The organism is Rhodopirellula sp. UH5, from assembly GCF_056839225.1.
Genome location: NZ_CM166390.1, coordinates 7248524 through 7267319, shown reverse-complemented (window position 1 = coordinate 7267319; position 18796 = coordinate 7248524). Strand labels below are relative to the sequence as shown.

13 protein-coding genes are annotated in these 18796 nt (G+C 58.2%); 7 read left to right on the top strand and 6 right to left on the bottom strand.

Annotation, left to right across the window (positions count from 1 at the left end; all coding sequences use genetic code 11):
• Positions 1-149: 149 nt before the first annotated feature.
• Genes UH5x_RS26045 through UH5x_RS26030 form a run of 4 tightly spaced genes read left to right on the top strand, consistent with a single transcriptional unit; the run spans position 150 to position 3086 of the window.
• Complete coding sequence (locus UH5x_RS26045) at positions 150-866, top strand: DJ-1/PfpI family protein (RefSeq protein ID WP_482634171.1); 717 nt, start codon at positions 150-152, stop codon at positions 864-866.
• 32 nt (positions 867-898) lie between these two features.
• Positions 899-1636 carry a PEP-CTERM sorting domain-containing protein gene (locus tag UH5x_RS26040; protein ID WP_482634170.1) on the top strand — a complete coding sequence of 246 codons (738 nt, stop codon included), beginning with the start codon at positions 899-901 and terminating at the stop codon, positions 1634-1636.
• Entirely contained in the window at positions 1636-2637 is a 1002-nt protein-coding gene (locus UH5x_RS26035) for a DUF1559 domain-containing protein (protein WP_482634169.1), read from the top strand. Before UH5x_RS26040 ends, UH5x_RS26035 begins: the two co-directional genes overlap by 1 nt.
• Positions 2634-3086, top strand: coding sequence for a transthyretin-like family protein (locus UH5x_RS26030; protein WP_482634168.1), 453 nt, complete (start codon positions 2634-2636; stop codon positions 3084-3086). Before UH5x_RS26035 ends, UH5x_RS26030 begins: the two co-directional genes overlap by 4 nt.
• A gap of 784 nt (positions 3087-3870) precedes the next feature.
• On the opposite strand, the gene UH5x_RS26025 is transcribed toward UH5x_RS26030, so the two are convergent.
• The 4 genes from UH5x_RS26025 to UH5x_RS26010 form a co-directional block, all read right to left on the bottom strand.
• Positions 3871-5301 carry an oxidoreductase gene (locus UH5x_RS26025; RefSeq protein ID WP_482634167.1) on the bottom strand — a complete coding sequence of 477 codons (1431 nt, stop codon included), beginning with the start codon at positions 5299-5301 and terminating at the stop codon, positions 3871-3873.
• A gap of 164 nt (positions 5302-5465) precedes the next feature.
• Positions 5466-6431 (bottom strand): dihydrodipicolinate synthase family protein, encoded by a 966-nt coding sequence (locus UH5x_RS26020; protein ID WP_482634166.1) that lies wholly within the window; start codon positions 6429-6431, stop codon positions 5466-5468.
• Positions 6432-6515: 84 nt separating this feature from the next.
• Positions 6516-6980 carry a RidA family protein gene (locus UH5x_RS26015; RefSeq protein WP_047817555.1) on the bottom strand — a complete coding sequence of 155 codons (465 nt, stop codon included), beginning with the start codon at positions 6978-6980 and terminating at the stop codon, positions 6516-6518.
• Between the two features lie 570 nt (positions 6981-7550).
• Complete coding sequence (locus UH5x_RS26010; protein WP_482634165.1) at positions 7551-8675, bottom strand: tRNA dihydrouridine synthase; 1125 nt, start codon at positions 8673-8675, stop codon at positions 7551-7553.
• A gap of 71 nt (positions 8676-8746) precedes the next feature.
• On the opposite strand from UH5x_RS26010, the gene UH5x_RS26005 reads away from it, so the two are divergent.
• Positions 8747-11917, top strand: coding sequence for an error-prone DNA polymerase (locus UH5x_RS26005; protein ID WP_482634164.1), 3171 nt, complete (start codon positions 8747-8749; stop codon positions 11915-11917).
• A gap of 298 nt (positions 11918-12215) precedes the next feature.
• Positions 12216-15434 carry a CRTAC1 family protein gene (locus UH5x_RS26000; protein ID WP_482634163.1) on the top strand — a complete coding sequence of 1073 codons (3219 nt, stop codon included), beginning with the start codon at positions 12216-12218 and terminating at the stop codon, positions 15432-15434.
• Between the two features lie 8 nt (positions 15435-15442).
• On the opposite strand, the gene UH5x_RS25995 is transcribed toward UH5x_RS26000, so the two are convergent.
• Both UH5x_RS25995 and UH5x_RS25990 read right to left on the bottom strand, forming a co-directional pair.
• The gene (locus UH5x_RS25995) at positions 15443-16483 is read right to left on the bottom strand and encodes a hypothetical protein (protein WP_482634162.1); all 1041 of its coding nucleotides are present in this window, start codon (positions 16481-16483) and stop codon (positions 15443-15445) included.
• Between the two features lie 261 nt (positions 16484-16744).
• Positions 16745-17182 carry a hypothetical protein gene (locus UH5x_RS25990; protein ID WP_150122578.1) on the bottom strand — a complete coding sequence of 146 codons (438 nt, stop codon included), beginning with the start codon at positions 17180-17182 and terminating at the stop codon, positions 16745-16747.
• Between the two features lie 172 nt (positions 17183-17354).
• Between UH5x_RS25990 and UH5x_RS25985 the strand changes: the two genes are divergently transcribed.
• Positions 17355-18449, top strand: coding sequence for a sialidase family protein (locus tag UH5x_RS25985; protein WP_482634161.1), 1095 nt, complete (start codon positions 17355-17357; stop codon positions 18447-18449).
• Positions 18450-18796 lie beyond the last annotated feature (347 nt).

Here is an 18796-nt window from a genome sequence, read left to right as displayed (position 1 = left end):
TACCCGCCGACCGTCGAAAATTTCTGACGGCGACCCTTGCGTCAATGCTGGGGACTTCGGCGCTCGTCCGACATGCCACGACGGCCCAGGCGGCCCCACCCGCCACCGCAGCACCCAACGATGGTAGCGGCGTACCAGCCGAACCACTGATGAGCGTTCACGATGATTCGATGCAGTGGCCGCCAGGCTGGGTTGGCAAGGAAGAAATCGTGATGGTTCTGTATCCCGGATTCACCGCCCTGGATCTGTTTGGGCCGCACCACATGTTCGTGCTGATGATGGGTGCGAAGGTGCATCTGGCGGCGAAAACACTCGATCCAGTTCTAACCGACACCGGCATCGAGGTCCGCCCCACGATCGCTTTCGAAGATTGCCCTCAAGCCCCCACGATCCTGTTCGTCCCTGGCGGCACCGGTGGCACCTTGGACGCGGCCAAAGACGACGCCACGCGAGAGTTCGTCGCTGACCGAGGCGCGCGAGCCGATTTCGTGACCAGCGTGTGCACCGGATCGGTCCTGCTGGGCGCCGCAGGCTTGCTGGACGGCTACCAAGCCACGTCGCACTGGATCACCCGGGACCTGCTGTCCGAATTTGGAGCCACCCCGGTGGATGAGCGAGTGGTCATCGACCGCAACCGCATCACCGGCGCGGGCGTGACCAGCGGTTTGGACTTTGGACTGAAACTGGTCCAAGACCTCCGCAACGACGAGTACGCGGCGGCCGTTCAGTTGTTCGCCGAATACGACCCTCAACCCCCGATCGACCAAGGCAGCGTCGCCAAAGCTGATCCCCAAATCAGCGGCCTGCTGATGCACATGCACGAACCCTTTCGACAAATGGTTCGCGATCTAAAGAACGTTCAATAGTTTCCCCTCTCCCTTCACTTGGAAGTCACACCATGAGTTTGCACCGCTTTATCGTTTTATTCGCAGTCGCCTTGTTCAGCGGCACATCGGCCAGCGCCGCCGTCGTCACCGGTGGATCGGCTGTCTTCACCTTGAACAACAACTCTGCGTTATTCTCTGGTGGTGGAGGCCCGCTGATTTTGAGCCGGTTCTATGGGACGGGGGTCACCACCGCCACTTCCGGCGACCTTCTGGATGGAACCGGAGGGGATCCAATCACCATTCCCGGAACCGGTTTGATTGCCCTGTCGGCAGCGATCAATGGCGGCAACGTATCCAATCCATCAGGACGTGCGAGGCAGACAACGAACCTCGATGTTGATTTTGCGAATGTGCTCTCGACATGGGGAGCTGGCGAACAGATTGGCATTGATGCCGTGATTCGACATGAAGTCGATCCTTTCGCGGGTGGCGGTGTCATTGGACTGGGAGACTTTTCACTCGTCAACAACGCGGGAACGCTAACGTTGTTCAACAATCTTAGTTTCCCAGCGGACGCATTCACGATCGAAAACGCAGCGTTCACATCCAATGCCAACGGGTTCACGCTCGATGGCGACCTCTTGGTGTCCGGGGCACTGACCGCACTGACAGGTGTTGCAACGGGGACCAACATCGGCTCATTTTCCCTGAATGCATCTGCCGTCCCGGAACCTTCATCCATGGCGTTACTAGGACTTGGATCACTTGCCGCAGTCGCCTACCGTCGACGACGCAAGGCAATCGCTTGATGTCACGTCGTGCCTTCACACTTGTCGAACTCCTTGTCACCATCGGGATCATTGGGATCCTGATCGGGTTGTTGCTGCCTGCGGTGCAGGCAGTGCGGGAGGCGACGCGGCGGATGCAGTGCCAAGACCGCATGCGCCAGATTGGATTGGCGACGTTGCTGTTCGAAGATGTTCACAAGGCGTTGCCTGCGGCGACTTATGGTGAACCGTACAGCTATCTCAAAACGGGCAACATGAAGGACGGAATCTCCGGAAGCCCGTTCACGGAACTCTTGCCTTTCATCGAACAACAGGCGATCTGGGAACGCTACGATTGCGAGAAGGATTGGTTCCATGAAGACAACCAAACAGCGGTCAAGGCACCGCTGGAGTTGTATCGCTGCCCTTCGGCCGTTGGCAGTTCGACCCAAAATGGAATTCAGCGAGTGGTGGGATCCACGCTGGATGTTCATCTCGACCGGTCCGCTGGAACCACGGACTTCACCGCGATCTATAGCTGGGGATTTCCGTTTGCGATTCCGGCGACCCCGTTCTCACGAGATCCGTGGGCGATGGGGGCTCTGTCGCCTGTCAATGAAAACTCCGTCGGCTTCATCGGTCCTAGTCTCAATTACCAGCGTCCCAAACGCACGATGACCATTGACGGCTCGTCTCACACGCTGACGTTCATTGAGCAAGCCGGAAAGACAGACACCTGGATCAATGGGCGACTGCATGAGGCCGCTCCTTCCGCGGCTCGTGCTTGGGCACCATGGGCCGGACGCGGTTGCACTTGGCTGCTGTCCTATCAGGCGGACGGACAGTCGTGGTCACCGACAGGACTCGGCCCATGCAACGTCAACTGCAACAATCGCCAAGGGGTCTACGCCTTTCATGTCGGCGGGGCGAACAGTGTCTTCCTCGACGGCAGCGTTCATTTTTTAACGGAAACCATCGAGGCCGAAGTGCTCTACGCCCTCGTTTCTCGATCACGCGGCGACGACGTAGGAGACGAATTTTGAAATCATTGGTTCGAAGAGACTGCCCCCTCTCGGTCTTGTTGGCGATCGCTGCTCTGCTTCCTGCAGGCTGTTCCCAGCCCAAGGAACTCGATGTCAACCTTCATCCCGTGCACGGCAAGCTCACGCTGGACGGCGAACCCGCGGCTGGGGCGACGATCAAGTTCATTCCAGTGAAGGACTCGAATAGATCTCAAACGAAGTTCCGCCGAATCCCCGCCGCCTCAGTCGGCGAGAACGGCGAATTCGAATTGAGTTTTGATGGCATCGGCGACGGCGCGCCACTCGGCGAGTACAAACTGGTCGCCTTCCAACTCCAGGCCCCCGACGGCGGCGGTTTGCCCTTCGACCATTTTCGAGGCAAATACCTCGACGAGAACAACCCCATCACCACGATCACGATCGTCGAGGGAGACAACGACCTAGGAACCATCGAGCTATCGAGTCGCTAAGCAGGCCTCAATCAAAAGCGAAATGTCATGTGCATACAGTCTCCATCTCTCGGATCGCAGGAGCATCAGACTGCACCTGAGAAGCAAAGACGCACCTCCCCACGGCGATGCAAACAATCGCAAAACGAGGTTTCATCATGGCGGGTGAGCTCCACTTCAATTGGGGAACGGAACGATTCAGAGGACGCGAGCGACTGACGACTGCAAGAGCGGTCACCACGCCCGCTGCGTTGCAGCCGATGGTTCTGGCATTCTCTCGTGCTCGTGCTCAGCATCGCGGTGCTCGTGCTCGTAATCGACCGCCACCGCATAGTCTACCAGAGACTCTTTGATGCCGTCGAACTTCATGTCATCCTGGGCAGCATCGGTACGATTCGATTGAGCCCTGCAAAGCCATTGATCCCGGGCGTGGCGATGCTCCCCTCATGACTTGGAAACGTCAAATGCGGCGGCAATTCTTTCGACTGAGAGACGGCAGACATCGAACGGGTCCTGGTCGCAAATTGGACCGTTCACCCAAGCCGCGTTTCGATTGCGAGCACGAGCACCGCTTCACTGAGCACGAGCACGATGGGCATTTCGAATCGGCATCAGGTGCCGGGCATCCAACGCATGCTCCCGGGATATCACGGCTCCAACATTGCTTTTGCCGGCCCTGCCTGGCCCAATCCACTCGTTGGGAAAGTGGCTGGCACCTTGTGCCGCGCGATTGCCTCAGGCCTGAAAGGCCGACACAGCCTTTGCCGGGGTCGTCAGGCCCCGGACGTTGCGGCACGGAAGCGCGTTACGACTGCAACGCTTTCTTCAGCTCGTTGAGCTGCTTGCGTTCTTCGCGTTTTTTGTAGAACGGGTCCAAGGGATAGCAACCACTGATGATTCCATTCCGGGGGGCGGTCGTGCAGTCGCTGAACGTCCGACAGACCTTTTTGCGTTGCCACACGGATCCGGCTGTCACATCGGCGGGCAAATCCGGATAGGACAACACCATGCGTCCCAAACCGATCGAGTCCACCATGCCGGCTTTCACGACGGCTTGGGCCACGTTGGGCAAGTAGTCCTGCAGGTACGTGTAGCCCGACCCAATGAACACCATGTTGGAATGACGCTTCTTCATCTCCGCCACCGCTTCGATTTGGCGGGCGACACCGGCCAACGGATCCTCTGGCGGCGTGTAGCCATCACTCGGCGGGAAGAACGCGGGGCGTTGCAGGTGCGGCGTGCTGTAGGGACTCCCCGCCGTCGTGCAAACCATCCGGATGCCAATCTCATGCATCAAATCAATCAGCTTGGAGGTCTCGGTCATGTCGATCGTCAAACCGTCCTCACCGCCACCAAACACCTTTTCAGGTTCGCCGCCAGGCTCAGGCTCGCCAACACGATCCGCCCCCGGATGGAACGGTAGATAATCGAACAAACTCAACCGAACGCCGACTTGCAGATCGTTCGTGGCCGCTTGGATCCCTGAAACAATGTCGCGTAAGAACCGCGTGCGATTCTCAAAGCTGCCGCCAAACTTGCCCGTTCGTTCGCGGCCAGCGAGCAACTCGTGGCCCAAGTACCCATGACAATGCTTGACATCGACGAAGCGATACCCCGCCTTCTCAGCTCGAACTGCCGCCGCGATGAAGTCATCGATCAACGTTGCCAATTCGTCATCGCTGAAGATCGCCGAGTCATCCGTGATTTTGACGCGACGATCCAAGACCACATTTCGCTGCACCGTGCGGGGCTCGGTCACGGATTTGATATTCGGTCGTGCGAATCGCCCCGAGTGAGTCAACTGCAAGCCGATCAACAGGTCATCACTGCGACCGAAATGCGACTCATGTTCGTCAACCAAGTCTTGCCGCAAGGACGCGATTGCGGAAAGATTCTTTTCAGTCAGCAGCAACTGATTCGGGTTGGCGCGGCCATCATGCCGAACCGCGACCGCTTCGCCGCCCCACATCAATTTGGCACCGCTCAGCCCAAAGTTCCGCCACCGTCGCCGCGTCAGATCCGTTGGCAAACCATCCGTGGTTCCGTCCCAGCCTTCCATTGGCAAGATGCACCAGCGGTTCCCAACGGTTTGACCATGGACCTCAAACGATTGAGCGAGCGGAGACTCCTCCCCCGATTCGACGTCTGCATCGGAAGGCATCTCAATCTGATTGTCCCGCAAGTGCGCAACAAAGTCGTCGTGGGTCTTCAGCGAGGCGACGCGTGGGTAGGCCATGGAAACAATTCAATCGAGAAAAAGTGAGAAGGGTGCCGGATCTTAGCGGCGGTCGTTCCAGCCGACTTTGAGCCGTGGGGCGATCAATTCGTTTTAGCGGAGTGGCGCAAGCCGCCCGGTGCTTCACCGCAGGGCCCGCGTCCTTCCGCCATTCAGTTCGAAGTTCACAAGTACGCGGCGAGATCCTGCGAAATCAGGTCCAAGATCGCTTGATCGCTGGCCGGGCGCTCCGGGCTGCCGGGATAAGTCTGACTGCTCGCGATCTTGCCGCGTGAATGCAGGAACATCGCGGCAGAGTGCTTGTAGGCGGGCACCGGGGCACGAAACGCAAACGCGCCGAGGTACTGCAACAAATCGTTCAGTCCGTAAAACCGCGGGTCGTCGTTTTGCCACATCGCATCGCGAATCGCGAACTCCGCGGGACAAAACGTGGACAACCCCAGCAGGTAATCACTGCCGTACATCACCATGTCGATGGCCAAGTCATTGCCGGTCAACACCTTGAAGTCCGGCCGAACACGATCCCGCAATTCCAAACGTTGCCATTCCAAAATTCGATCCAGCGACGAATGCTTGGCTCCCAAGCAGTTGCCGATCCCCATCAATCGCTCATACAGCGACAACGAGTAGATTTTGCCAAACGGAGCGAACATGGTTCCCAGCTCAAAGGCGTAGAACTGCTCACATTCGGACGCCAGCTTCGCATAGGCGTCAAAGATGGAATCGTCATCGCCCCAGGTCAGCCCAAAGGATTGAAACAGGATCGGCGTCCCGTTGTGACGTTGGACTTGCTCGATTCCACGGCGATACGCTTCCCCATTGAAGTCGTCTCCCTCGTGGTCGCCGACAAACACCCCGCCCAGGTAAGCGCGATCCTTGGCGATCGCGGCGGTCAGCGACAGGGCTTCTTCACGAATTTCATCCGAAATCAAATTCGCGTAACCGGTGTCCATGTTGACGGCCGGTGTCAGCCCCGCGTCCAGCGTCGCCACGACGTGGGATTCAAACCCATCCCAATCAATCTTGCCACCGGGTGCGATCGGCAACAAAATGGCCGACATCCCGGTGATTTTTCGATTGCGGATGGGTTGTGGAGCGGGCGACGATTCAGGTTCCGTGGTGTTGTTCATGGCCGAATCCTAGCGACGACTCACCGCCGCGTCTTGGAAATTCGGGTGAAACCAGGACTATGCAATTCGGGCAAATCCCCCGAATCACGCCTTCACTTCGAAAATCGCTTCGATTTCCACTGCGATTCCGCCTGGCAACGCATTGGTCCCGATGGCACTGCGAGCGGCCACGCCCACCTCTTCGCCAAACACATCGCGAAACAATTCGCTGCATCCATTGATCACAGCAGGTTGATCTTCAAACGAGTCGGTGCACCGCACCAACCCCAACAACTTGACCAATCGCGAAACCTTGTCGAGCGATCCGAGGTGTTCGCGGAGCGTGGCGAGCATGCCCAAACCGGTTTGGCGAGCGGCGTCGTAACCAACTTCCACGTCCATGTCCAAACCGAGACGACCGGTGATCAGCGTTTTGTCGCTTTTCAAGGGACCGTGACCCGACAAGTAAACCATGTTGCCAACTTGGACAATCGGCTTGTAAACGCCCATCGGCTTGGGAGCAGGTGGCAACTCGAGTTTCAGTTCATCAATGCGCGCGTCGTAAGACATGGATTTCGTCGTGGGGTCGAAGGAGCAGGGTGGTCAAAATTCAGAATCGAACGCCAAGCATTCGCACCTCTAAGATGACGAGTCTTCCGCTCCCTTCCAAGATGACGTGCGGGCAACAATTTCCGACACCCTCGACAATGCTCTCGCGTCGGATCGAGAAACGCGTCTACCCGATCCATCGTAGGCCAGGTTCCACCTGGCAGGGCAATTCGCCGGCAAATATCGGACTGGAGAAATCACGCTGAAACGCCTTTAACCAAACACGCAACCAGTTAGAGACAACTGTTCGCCCCCTGCTTCCGGGGACCCTGGCGTCGGAACGCGTGAGCAACAAGTGACGATGTTAAGCAGGTCGGCAGGAGTCTTTCGGCATTTGGACTGTTTCGGTAAGCGTCGTTGCTCCCACGTACAACCGGGGCTAACGCCCAAACGGCTCACATGATGATGCCCGATCATTCCTGCCGACCTGCTTAGCGGTGCGGCGCAAGCCGCCCGGTGAGGAACCGGAGGGCTCGCGTCCTTCCGCTACGTCACTTGTCGTTCACGTGGTACTTACGGATTGGCGACAATTCAGCACTCCTCTTGCGAACCGTGCAGTTCTCGCGGGACATATTGGCCGGGGCCATCGGTGGAATAGTGCTGTTCCAGCGCGGCTTCGAATTCTTCCCGTGATCGCAAACGAATGAACGCCATCCGGACGTCCCGATAATTCGGATGACTCTGCGAATACTTGATGCAGAATTTCCGCATCAACAACGGTGCTCGCTGGAGCGTGTAAGTCTCCTCGCACAACGCGAAATGCTCTCGCATCACAGCAGCTTGTTCCGCGATGGTGGGCGGCGCGGGCAACGGCTCACCAGCGGCCAAGGCTCGCGATTGTGTAAAGATCCACGGGTTGCCAATGGCTCCACGAGCGATCGTGACACCGTCGATCCCCGTTTGACGCATCATTTCCAAGCCATCTTTGGCAGCAAACAGGTCGCCACTGCCGAGCACCTTCAAGCGGTCCCCCACGTGCTGCTTGACTTCCTTCAGAAACGCCCAGCGACTGGGACCAACGTAACGTTGAACCACCGTTCGGCCATGCACGGTCACGCCAGCCAACCCAGCGTCGATCGCTCCGTCCAGAATCTCAAAAAACTGCTCGCGTGATTCCGACGTGTCATCCATGCCACGTCGCATTTTGACCGTCACAGGAATGTGATCCGGCACCACGTCCCGAGTCCGACGCAGAATCTCGATCGCGACGGCGGGCTGCGACAGATGGAATCCACCACGGCAACGGCCCAGCACCTTTTTAACAGGGCATCCGAAGTTCACATCGATGACGTCAAAGCCGGCCTCGACCAACTTCAACGCTCCCGCGGAAAACTGCTCGGGTTCGGCCCCCATCAATTGCCCGCCGACCGGATGCTCCTCATCCGCAATGTCCAGGAAGTGCCGCGTCTTTTCGCGTTTGGTCAGCGACAGCAGGAACTGATCCAGCATCACTTCGCAAATCGTGTAGCTGGCGCTGTGCCGCCTGGCGATCACGCGCATCGGCAAATCGCTGTACCCAGACAGCGCCGCCTGGACGACGGGGAAGCCAATTCGCACATTCCCCAGCGACAGCTCATCCCATTCATACGGAACGGTCGAGTTGGCTTCGGCAGGCGTTTCGCTGCAAACGGTCGATTCAGAGGCTGGAGAATTCATGCGAGCAGTTTAGCCCCCGAAACCAAAATCGACGATGGGAAATCGGTCGGCTTCGTCCGCGACTCTTGCCAGTGGGCAAATCATGCCACATCCGCGACAATTGTCACGCTATGCGTTACGTCGAACTTCACTGCCGGAGCAACTTCAGTTTTCTGGACGGGGCGTCTCACCCGGACGAATTGGTCCAACGTGCCGCCGAACTGGGCTACGAAGGGCTGGCCATCACCGACCGAGAATCGATCGCCGGCGTCGTCCGCGGCTTTTCCCCGGCCCAAGAACTGGGGCTGCAGTACATCGTCGGCACGCAAGTCCACCCGACCGACGCGCCGCCAATGGTGCTGTGGCCGAGCGACCGGGACGCGTACGGACGGATGTGCCGGATGCTTTCCAAGGGCCGCATGCGATGCGAAAAAGGCCGCTGCGAATTGTCGTTTGCCGACATCGCGGAACACTCGCAAGGAATCCTTGCCGGCGTCATCGCCACCGACGAATCAAGATCGATCGAAGACCATCACGCGCACGTCAACGATTCCCGGCAATTCCTTCGTGGTCCATTTCGCGATGTATTCGATGACCGTGGTCACCTGCTGGTGTCGTTTCACCGGGGAGTCGACGACGCGGCCAAAGCCACCTGGCTGCGAGACCTTTCGCTGGCCACCGACGTGCCGCTGCTGGCCTGCGGTGACGTGCGTTACCACACCGCCGAACGCATGGCGCTGCATGACTGCGTGGTCGCCATTTCGAAAGGCAAATCGGTCGAACAAATTCAATCCGAACGACTCGTCAACAGCCAGCACCACCTGCGTTCGCTCGACGAGATCGCCGAACTCTACCGCGACGTCCCTGACGCGGTGGCGCGGACCGTGGAGGTTGCTGGGCGATGCACGTTCACACTCGACCAATTGAAATACGAATACCCGGTGGAACTCGCACCGCAGGGGATGACGCCGATCGAGCATCTCAAACGCCTGACTTGGGAAGGCGCCCGCGGTCGCTGGCCAGGCGGTGTACCGGAGAAAATCATTGAGACGCTTCGCCATGAAGTCACCCTGATCGAGGAACTGAACTACGAAGCCTACTTCTTGACCGTCTGGGACCTGGTCCGGTTTGCACGCTCCCAAGAAATCCTCTGCCAAGGCCGCGGGTCAGCCGCGAATTCGGTCGTGTGTTACTGCCTCGGGATCACCGCGGTCGATCCAACGCACACGGATCTCTTGTTTGAGCGTTTCATCAGCCGTGAACGTGGAGAGGCCCCTGACATCGACGTGGACTTCGAACACCAACGTCGCGAAGAGGTGTTGCAGTACCTGTACGAAAAATACGGTCGCGATCGAGCCGGGATGACCGCCGTCGTCACGTGTTACCGCGCCAAAAGTGCAATTCGTGAAGTCGGCAAGGCTCTGTCCATTTCTCCCGACATCATCGATGCGGTTGCCAAGTTGGCGGGCAGCTACGGACGCAATCCAGAGCTGCCTGAACGATGCCGCGACGCGGGGCTGGATCCCGACACGCCCTTGGGACGTCGATTCCTGTACCTGACGGAAACTCTGATTGGATTCCCGCGGCACCTGTCCCAACATGTCGGCGGGATGGTGATGACCGCCGGCAGTTTATGCGAGCTGTGCGTGACCGAAAACGCAGCGATGCCAGGTCGCAGCGTGATCCAGTGGAACAAAGATGATCTCGATGACATTGGCATCCTGAAAGTCGACATTTTGGCGCTCGGGATGCTCTCCGCGATTCGGCGTTGCTTTGAATTGGTCAAGGACCATCACGACCGTGAGCTGTCACTGTCGACGATCCCACCGGATGACAAACCGACTTACGACATGATTTGTGCCGCCGACACGATGGGTGTGTTCCAAATCGAAAGTCGGGCTCAGATGAGCATGCTTCCGCGACTCAAACCGCGTTGCTACTACGACCTGGTGATCGAAGTCGCGATCGTTCGGCCGGGCCCGATCCAAGGCAACATGGTCCATCCGTTCTTGGCGGCTCGCGAAAATCCGGCGGAGGCGAAGTATCCCAACGATGCGATTCGCAAGGTGCTCGAGAAAACGCTTGGCGTTCCGATCTTTCAAGAACAAGCGATGAAGTTGGCCGTTGTTGCCGCTGGTTTCACTCCCGGGGAAGCCGATCAATTGCGGCGAGCCATGGCGGCATGGCGACGCCCCGGTGTGATCGACCGTTTCCGCACCAAGCTGCTCGAAGGAATGAACGCGAATGGGCTCAATGGTGAATTCGCGGAGAACGTGTTCCGCCAAATCCGCGGCTTTGGCGAATACGGGTTCCCTGAATCACACGCCGCATCGTTTGCACTGTTGGTTTACGCCTCGTGCTACTTGAAGCGACACTACCCGGCTGCGTTTTGTGCGGCGTTGCTGGACAGCCAACCGATGGGTTTTTACGCCCCGGCTCAGCTCATTCGCGATGCCCAGCAACACGGTGTGCAAGTCCTGCCCGTGGACGTCAACGACAGCGACCTTCGCACAAAGCTGATTCCTGATCTCAACCGATCTCAGCCCAAAATCCGGCTGGGCCTGCGAATGATTCGTGGGCTTCCCTCAGCTGTCGCGGACAAGATCTTGGGTGCCCGGGATGCGGGTGGACCGTTTGAGAACCTGCACGACTTGACCACGCGAGCCAATTTATCCCGATCAAACATCGCGACACTGGCGGATGCCGATGCGCTCGCCTCGATCGCGCAAGACCGCCGAGCCGCGGTTTGGCAATCGCTCGCTCAAGATGACTCGGGCGACTCGATGCCGCTGCTGGCCGATCTGGATCCGGATTGCAGCGTCCCAGAAGAATTGATCCCCATGTCACCGGCCGAGGAGGTCAAGAACGACTACGCGACAACAGGTTTGAGCCTGAAAGCCCACCCGGTCTCATTTTGGCGGGATGACCTGGATGCGCTGCGTTGCAAGCGTGCCTCGGACTTACCCAAACTCCGAGACGGCGTGCACGTTCGCGTCGCCGGCCTCGTCTTGATGCGTCAACGACCGGGCACCGCCAAGGGCATCACGTTTGTGACGCTGGAAGACGAGACCGGATCGATGAACTTGGTCTTGTTCGCTCAGGTTTGGAAGCGATTCTTCAAGATCGCGCGAGCCAGCGATGCCTGGATCGTCGATGGCAAACTGGAAAACAAAAAAGGCATCATTCACGTCATCGTCGGCCGAGTAGAAGACCTCAGCGAAAAGGCCACCGGGCTGCGGGTCCCCCGACGCGACTTTCACTGAGCCATCGTGCGTCTCGAACGATCGAGAACGCATTTGCCTTCTAAGCAGGTACGCAGGAATGATTGGGTCTCAATCAGTGAGCCGTTTGGGCGTTAGCCCCGGTTGTGCGTGGGAACCGTGGCTAACGCCAAGCGGCTCATATACCCGATGACACCTGCCGACCTGCTTAAGCGTCGCTTGGTCGACGTCGCCTTCTCCAACACGTAGCAATTTTCAGCCCGCCTCATCCAGTCGTTGCCCTGCTGATTTCACTATGATGGACGCCCGAACCTTGTAACAACTTCTAAGCGGACTCACCTTGCAATCCAAACCATTCTTTCAAGAGGCAATTGCCGCCCGCCGTTTGCACACCGGCATTCTCCTGTCCGGTTTGCTGCTCGGTGGAACGTGTGGCTGCCGCGAAAAGGAACCGGCGCACATTGTGCCGAAAATGGAAACCTCGGTTGAAGCCTCCAATGCCCAGGCCCCCGACGCACGCGAATTGCTTGTGTCAGCGGAAAAGGCGGTGACGCTGAGGAATTGGTCCGACGCCAATCGATTCTTGAAAGATCTGTTGGTTGCCAAACCCGATCACCCGGCGGGTTTGTTTTTGATGGCACGCGTGCAGGCAGAAACAGGCAACCTGGACTCCGCGATCGAGATGCTTGCCAATGTCCCAGACAACGACGCGAAATTTGGAATCGCGGCCTTGGGCCAACGGGGCGAGTTTTTGCGTCAGGTCGGGCGAAATCAAGAAGCGATCCAAGTCTGGCAGGCGTTGTTGGCCAAACCCAGCGTGGCCAACGATCCATTTGCCAACCAGATCCGCTCTCAATTGGCGGCTGATTTGCAACACGTCGGTCGTCGAATCGAAGCAGGTGAACAACTGCGAATCCTGGTGAAGCAGTCTGCAGCCACCGAAGACCAATTGAGGCAACTTCTCTACATCACTCGACCTCCCAAGACGCGTGAGGAATTCGCCGCGGAGGTCGAACGCGAACGACTGCGAACGCAAGGCGTGGCCGTCGACTCACCGGATGCACCGGCCAGCTCAGACCTCAACTCAGCCTGGACGTCGTTGATCGAACGACGCACACGAGAAGCGATCGAAACGCTGCAGTCGGTGATCAAGCAACAACCGAGCATGCAGGCCCATGCCTTGCTCGCCTATGCCTACGCCGATTTGCAATCGTTCCCACAAATGCGAGCGACGATCGGTGACGCGAATTCCAATTCTTCACTGCCAGGCAATCTCCGCGACTTCCCGTCGTTTTGGATGGCGGTGGGTGCCCAAGCTTTGTTTGAGCAATCCACCGACGACGCCATCGGTGCTTTCGTGGAAGCGATGCGTCTGGACCCCACGTCGGATCGTGCTCACGAACTGCTGGCTGCGGCATTGTTGCAAGCCGGCCGAGTCAGCGCCGCGGAAGCGGTCGACGAACGCCGGTACCTGCTGGCTGGACCTCGCGAAGCCTATGTGGCGGTCGGTGCCGGACAACCCGATGACCTGCGGGCGGGCAAGTTTCTGGTGGAGGACTTGCTTCGTCTGGGCGAAATGGATCAAGCCTGCGAATGGCGAAAGGCCATTGCCAAACGGCATCCCGGACAGTGGGGGAGTGCTGACGAAGTCAAACAGGACTGTGCCGAGTGGAAATCGCTGGCCAAGGAAGATCGCCTCAAACGTCAGCTGGCTGGCGTTTCTGTCGACCGCTATTCCAAACCCGATTTGGCTTGGTTGCGGTCGACACCGAAAGCCATCTCTTCCACCACCAAGCCGCAAACGACGCCGTTCACTGATCCCCCATTCACGCCGCCGCGTTTGGTCGATGTGGCCGCGTCGGTTGGACTCAACGCGGTCTTTTACAATCGCCCCGAACGTGTTCTGAAACTCATGCGGTTGCACGAATCACTGGGGCCGGGCACCGCTGCCTTGGACTACGACCGCGATGGGCAAATTGACTTTTACATCAACCAGGCCTCTGGCGACCCGCCCCTGTCCTCTGGGACTCGCCCGAATCACTTGTTTCGTGGAACGGCCCGCGACAACGGATCACCGGTCTACGCCGACGTGACGTCGTCGGCAGCAGCGGATGACCGTGGATACGGCGTTGGATTGACGGCGGGCGATTGGAACCAAGATGGATGGGAGGATCTGGCCATCGCGAACGTGGGCCAGAACCGATTGTTCCTCAACCAAGGTGACGGAACGTTCGTCGACGCGACGGATCGGGTTGGATGGAGCTCCGAAAAATTCACCGCGTCGCTGGCGATGGCGGACATGGACGGCAACGGTTCGCCCGATTTGATCGAAATCAACTACGCCGACGACCCACGTGTTTTTGAACCGGTCGAAGTCAATTCACTCGGTCTTCCCACCAACCTGCCCGGTCCCAACCATTTCCATGCAGCAAACGATCAACTTTGGCTCAGCGATTCCCTAGGTCTGGCTCGGCAGGTGATCCTCCGGCGAGACGCCATCGTTGATCTGAATCGCGAGGCTCCCGAGCAGAACTCACCGAACACCCCAGTCCCACCCAAGGCTTCTGGTCCCCATGCCCACACACCGAAGAACCTGCTTCCCAAATTGGGCGATGACGCCTTTCCTGGCCTCGGCCTGATCGCTGGCGAACTGGACGGGCAACCGGGCCTGGAGTGCTTTGTTGCCAACGATTCTCGCCCCAACCAGTTCTGGAAGATCAGTCGGAATGGGTCGAAGGTGAAGTTGTTGCAATACGCTGAAACAATCGGACTGGCGACCAGTTCCCAAGGCAAAACAACCGCTTGCATGGGCGTCGGCGCCGCGGACTTCGACCGCAACGGAACGCAAGACATGGTCGTCGCGAACTGGTACGACGAATGGCTGAACCTGTATCAACAAGTTCGTCCGGGAATGTACCGTGATGTGGCGATCGCGTTTGGGCTGGATCGATTCAGCGACCACCAGGTTGGCTTTGGAGTCCAAGGCATCGATTACGACAACAATGGTTGGGTCGATCTGGTCATCGGCAACGGCCACATCGAAGACCTGACGCATCAACAGTTGCCCCTTCAAATGGAAACCCAGGTCCTGGTCAACTTGGGCGACCACTTTGAACAAGCTGACATGAAGTCGACGCTGGGCGGATACTGGGACACGCCTCACATCGGGCGTAGCTTGACCCGCTGCGATCACAACCGCGACGGCCGCCTGGATGCGTTGCTGTCAGACCTGCATGATCCACTGGCTTTGCTTGAGAACCAAACCGAAAACGACCATCACTGGGTTCAGCTCTCATTGGTGGCGACAAGCAGTGAACGATCAGCGATCGGAACTCGCGTCGAAATCATCGGTGCCGACAAGCCAGCGGTCGCGAGCCTCAACACGGGTGACGGGTTCGCTTGTCGCAACGAACCCGTCGTGCACTTGGGACTCGCCGGGATCAGTGATCCCGTGGACGTGCAGATCACCTGGCCAAACGGCGAACGTCAAACGCTCGAACAACTAGCGGTCGATCGGCGTTACCTCGTCGTCGAGGCTCAAGACGCTTGGCCGGAGTGACTCAGCCCTCAGTCCTTCAAACCGCTGATCGCGACGACCGAACCGACGGGTTTGTCAAACTCTTCGCCCAATTGCGACACGTACAAACGGTTGTCTGGCCCGAACCCACATGCGACGGGGCCGTTGAGCGAAACACCCGTCTCTTCGATTGCCGCTTCGCCGGGTTCTCCCAACGTTGCCATTAAGACTCGACCTTCGTTGGTTTGATCGAGCGACCAATTGTTCTCGACCACGGCGAACTTGTCGCCTTCGACGAGAGCCATTCCCATCGGGTTGATGACGCCGGGCAACGTCCATTGGCCGCTTGGTTTCTTGGTGGCCAAATCCCAACGGACAATCAAACCATCCGCCTTTCCACCCGCGCCGGAATACAGGACGTACAACGTGTTGTCATCCCCAACCACGGTCTGCATTGGCGAATTGGTTTCGATGCCATTGTCGTCGGCCGACAACAACGGCTTCAATTGCTTCGATGCAATGTCGCCCGCCAGCACCCACGACTTTCCGTCGAAGCCTTGCCCGCAAACGTAAACGGTCGAACCGTCTGGGCTCAAACTCATGCCGGTCAAGTTGCCTTCGCCTTTGTCGGCCGCATCGTCCGTGGTGGCTGGCACCGAGTTGGTCTTCACACCAGCGTCGGCTTTGCCTTTTCCATCGAAGAACAACAATGTTTCTTCGCCATCGACCTTACCGGCATCGGTCACGACCAACGTCGAACCAGACCAGATTGCGGACAGTGGTCCAACGGCATACCACTTCTTGCCCTCGTCGTTGGACTTCCAGTGTTCGGTGTCGAATCCAGTGACGTAGTTCACAGGTTGGTCGTCCTTCAAAACCACGACCAATCCGCGAGCATCACAAACCGTCAACTCGCCTTCGGCACTGAAGCTCACGCTGGATGGATTGACCAATCCACGCAGCACCGTTTGGACATTCGTTTCCGCCATCGCTGAGACGGACATCAGCCCAACACAGATCAGCGTTGCGACCACCCGACCGGGCAAATCGGCAACGAAACAGGGACGGGCGAATCGGAGGTGAGAAAGCATTCCAGAAGCTCATTCAATGGAGGTGGGAAAATCTTGCCGACGACGAAAGCAGATGACTGCAACCGAGCAGCCACCCCAAACGTCCGTCGATTGTCAGACAACATTGCAACCGACATTGGTTGCCTTATGAAGCCCCCTTTCACTCATTTGCAACCAAGGTCACAGAACGTCAGGGGGCCAAGTCATCCGAGACACAACTTCATCGCCGGGGGCCGAGCAATCGGGATGCCAACCGGCCACCCAAAACAGCACCGACTCGAGTCATTCGTTGTTCGCAAGAACCACCTTGGCTTGATTGTTTTCCTGTCGGATGCCCGCCCAAGCCAATGCGACCGAGCCCAACGCATACCCCCATATCAGCAGGCACACTGGGCGATCAGCGTCCGCCGGATTCCAAGCCATCACGTTGATCAACACCACCACCGAAATCGCAAACGCGAGCGATGAAAGTCCGAAGAAGATGGCCACCAGATTGCCGCGACGAAAGGCAATCACCGCCAAAGCAATTCCGGACAATGCAAAAACGCCGCCGGAGACCAAGATCGATTCGATGTCATATTCCGCTCCAGCGACGGACACAGCAATCAGCGTCAAATGCCAAATCGACCACCCTTGCAACCACCTGGACCGTGGCGGCGTCGCAACCGGAACACAGCGTTCAGGCGAGTCAGTTGTTGGGGCGTAAGGATTCAGAACCATCAGACAGTTCCAGGGCTGAATTACTGAACAGGTGTCTTCAAAGGTCCTCACAAACTACCACAGCCCCCTCCTCCAGTGCCAAGACAACGCCCAAGAGCCAACCTGGCAAAGCTGGTTCAGCTATAAAATTGCGATTCGAATTCCCACCTCAACTCTCCCACCGGATCGCCCCATGAAATTCTTACGCTGGTTTCAGCCATTTGCTCTCGCAACGTGCGTGACGATGACCGCCTCTGCCCAAGACACCACGCCCAACCAAGACCTGCCCCCGGGCGTTGTGACACAACAATTCATCTACGACGAAGCACCGTTTCCATCGTGCCATGCGTCGACCATCTGCCAAACGCCCGATGGATTGGTGGCGGCTTGGTTCGGTGGGGAACGAGAAGGGGCCAAGGACGTTTCGATCTGGGTCAGCGATCACGATGGCATGTCTTGGTCCGCCCCGCGAAAAGTAGCCGACGGTGTTCAGACGGATGGTTCGCGTCAGCCATGTTGGAACCCAGTTCTTTTCCAAGCCCCATCCGGTGTCACTTGGTTGTTCATCAAGGTCGGCCCCAGCCCAAAGGATTGGTGGGGGGAAGTTCTGTTCAGCGATGACGGTGGCAAGACCTTCCGCGATCGCACGCGACTTCCGGAAGGCGTGCTCGGCCCGATCCGATGCAAACCTGAATTGGTCGATGACGGCAAAACGCTGCTGTGTGGCAGCTCCACCGAATACGACGGATGGCGAGTCCACTTCGAACGCTTGACGCTGAATGGCAACGCCAACCCAGAGGCCGTTTCGCAATCGCACTGGGACCGTGAAGAAGCCATTCACGACGGCAAGGAATTCGCCGCGATTCAGCCGACGATCCTGCGGTTGCCCAACGGCAACTTGCGGGCTCTCTGCCGAACGATGCAAAGCGTGATCGTTCAAGCGGACTCGGACGACAACGGACGGACTTGGACCAAGCCTGTGTCAACGGGCATGCCCAACCCAAACTCAGGCATCGATGTGGTCACGGCAAAAGACGGCCGGCACTGGCTGATCAGCAACCCACTGCCATCCAAAGAAAACGGCTGGGGCGGACGCAGTCAGCTCACGCTTTCCGTCAGCACCGATGGGGAGAACTATCGCAAGGTAGCAGTCTTGGAAAATGAATCCAAAGGCGAATTCAGCTATCCCGCGATCATCCAAGCCGAAGACGGCAAACTGCACATCACCTACACCTGGAAACGCAAGAAGATCAAACACGTGATCTTCGATCCAACCGAGATCCTGTAGCTCGATGGTCCCCCACCGAGAATGAGCCCGTGCAGTTTTCTGGTGCCGCGTTTTGGCGGGCTTCTGCATTTAAGAACCTCTCCCCCGAAACAAAGTTTTGGGGGAGGTCAAACGACGCCGTTCAGGCGTACGCGAGGGAGGGGGCCGGGCATGGGAAGCGGCGCGGACTGCCCTCCCCCGGAAAGCTCGCTGAATGCTCGCGTTCCGACACCTCCCAACTTCGGAGGTCGTGCACTTTTTGAGTCTTGTATTGCCAGAAGTTTATCATCACCCTCCTCCTGGGAGGGTCGAGCGAAGCGAGGGGAGCGCTCAGCATTGAATCCAGCGCGTCACCCTCCCCGGCCCGA

Coding starts and splice junctions, on each gene's coding strand:
- UH5x_RS26045 (WP_482634171.1), top strand. CDS start 150: ATGAGCGTTCACGATGATTCGATGCAGTGGCCGCCAGGCTGGGTTGGC.
- UH5x_RS26040 (WP_482634170.1), top strand. CDS start 899: ATGAGTTTGCACCGCTTTATCGTTTTATTCGCAGTCGCCTTGTTCAGC.
- UH5x_RS26035 (WP_482634169.1), top strand. CDS start 1,636: ATGTCACGTCGTGCCTTCACACTTGTCGAACTCCTTGTCACCATCGGG.
- UH5x_RS26025 (WP_482634167.1), bottom strand. CDS start 5,301: ATGGCCTACCCACGCGTCGCCTCGCTGAAGACCCACGACGACTTTGTT.
- UH5x_RS26020 (WP_482634166.1), bottom strand. CDS start 6,431: ATGAACAACACCACGGAACCTGAATCGTCGCCCGCTCCACAACCCATC.
- UH5x_RS26015 (WP_047817555.1), bottom strand. CDS start 6,980: ATGTCTTACGACGCGCGCATTGATGAACTGAAACTCGAGTTGCCACCT.
- UH5x_RS26010 (WP_482634165.1), bottom strand. CDS start 8,675: ATGAATTCTCCAGCCTCTGAATCGACCGTTTGCAGCGAAACGCCTGCC.
- UH5x_RS25995 (WP_482634162.1), bottom strand. CDS start 16,483: ATGCTTTCTCACCTCCGATTCGCCCGTCCCTGTTTCGTTGCCGATTTG.
- UH5x_RS25990 (WP_150122578.1), bottom strand. CDS start 17,182: ATGGTTCTGAATCCTTACGCCCCAACAACTGACTCGCCTGAACGCTGT.
- UH5x_RS25985 (WP_482634161.1), top strand. CDS start 17,355: ATGAAATTCTTACGCTGGTTTCAGCCATTTGCTCTCGCAACGTGCGTG.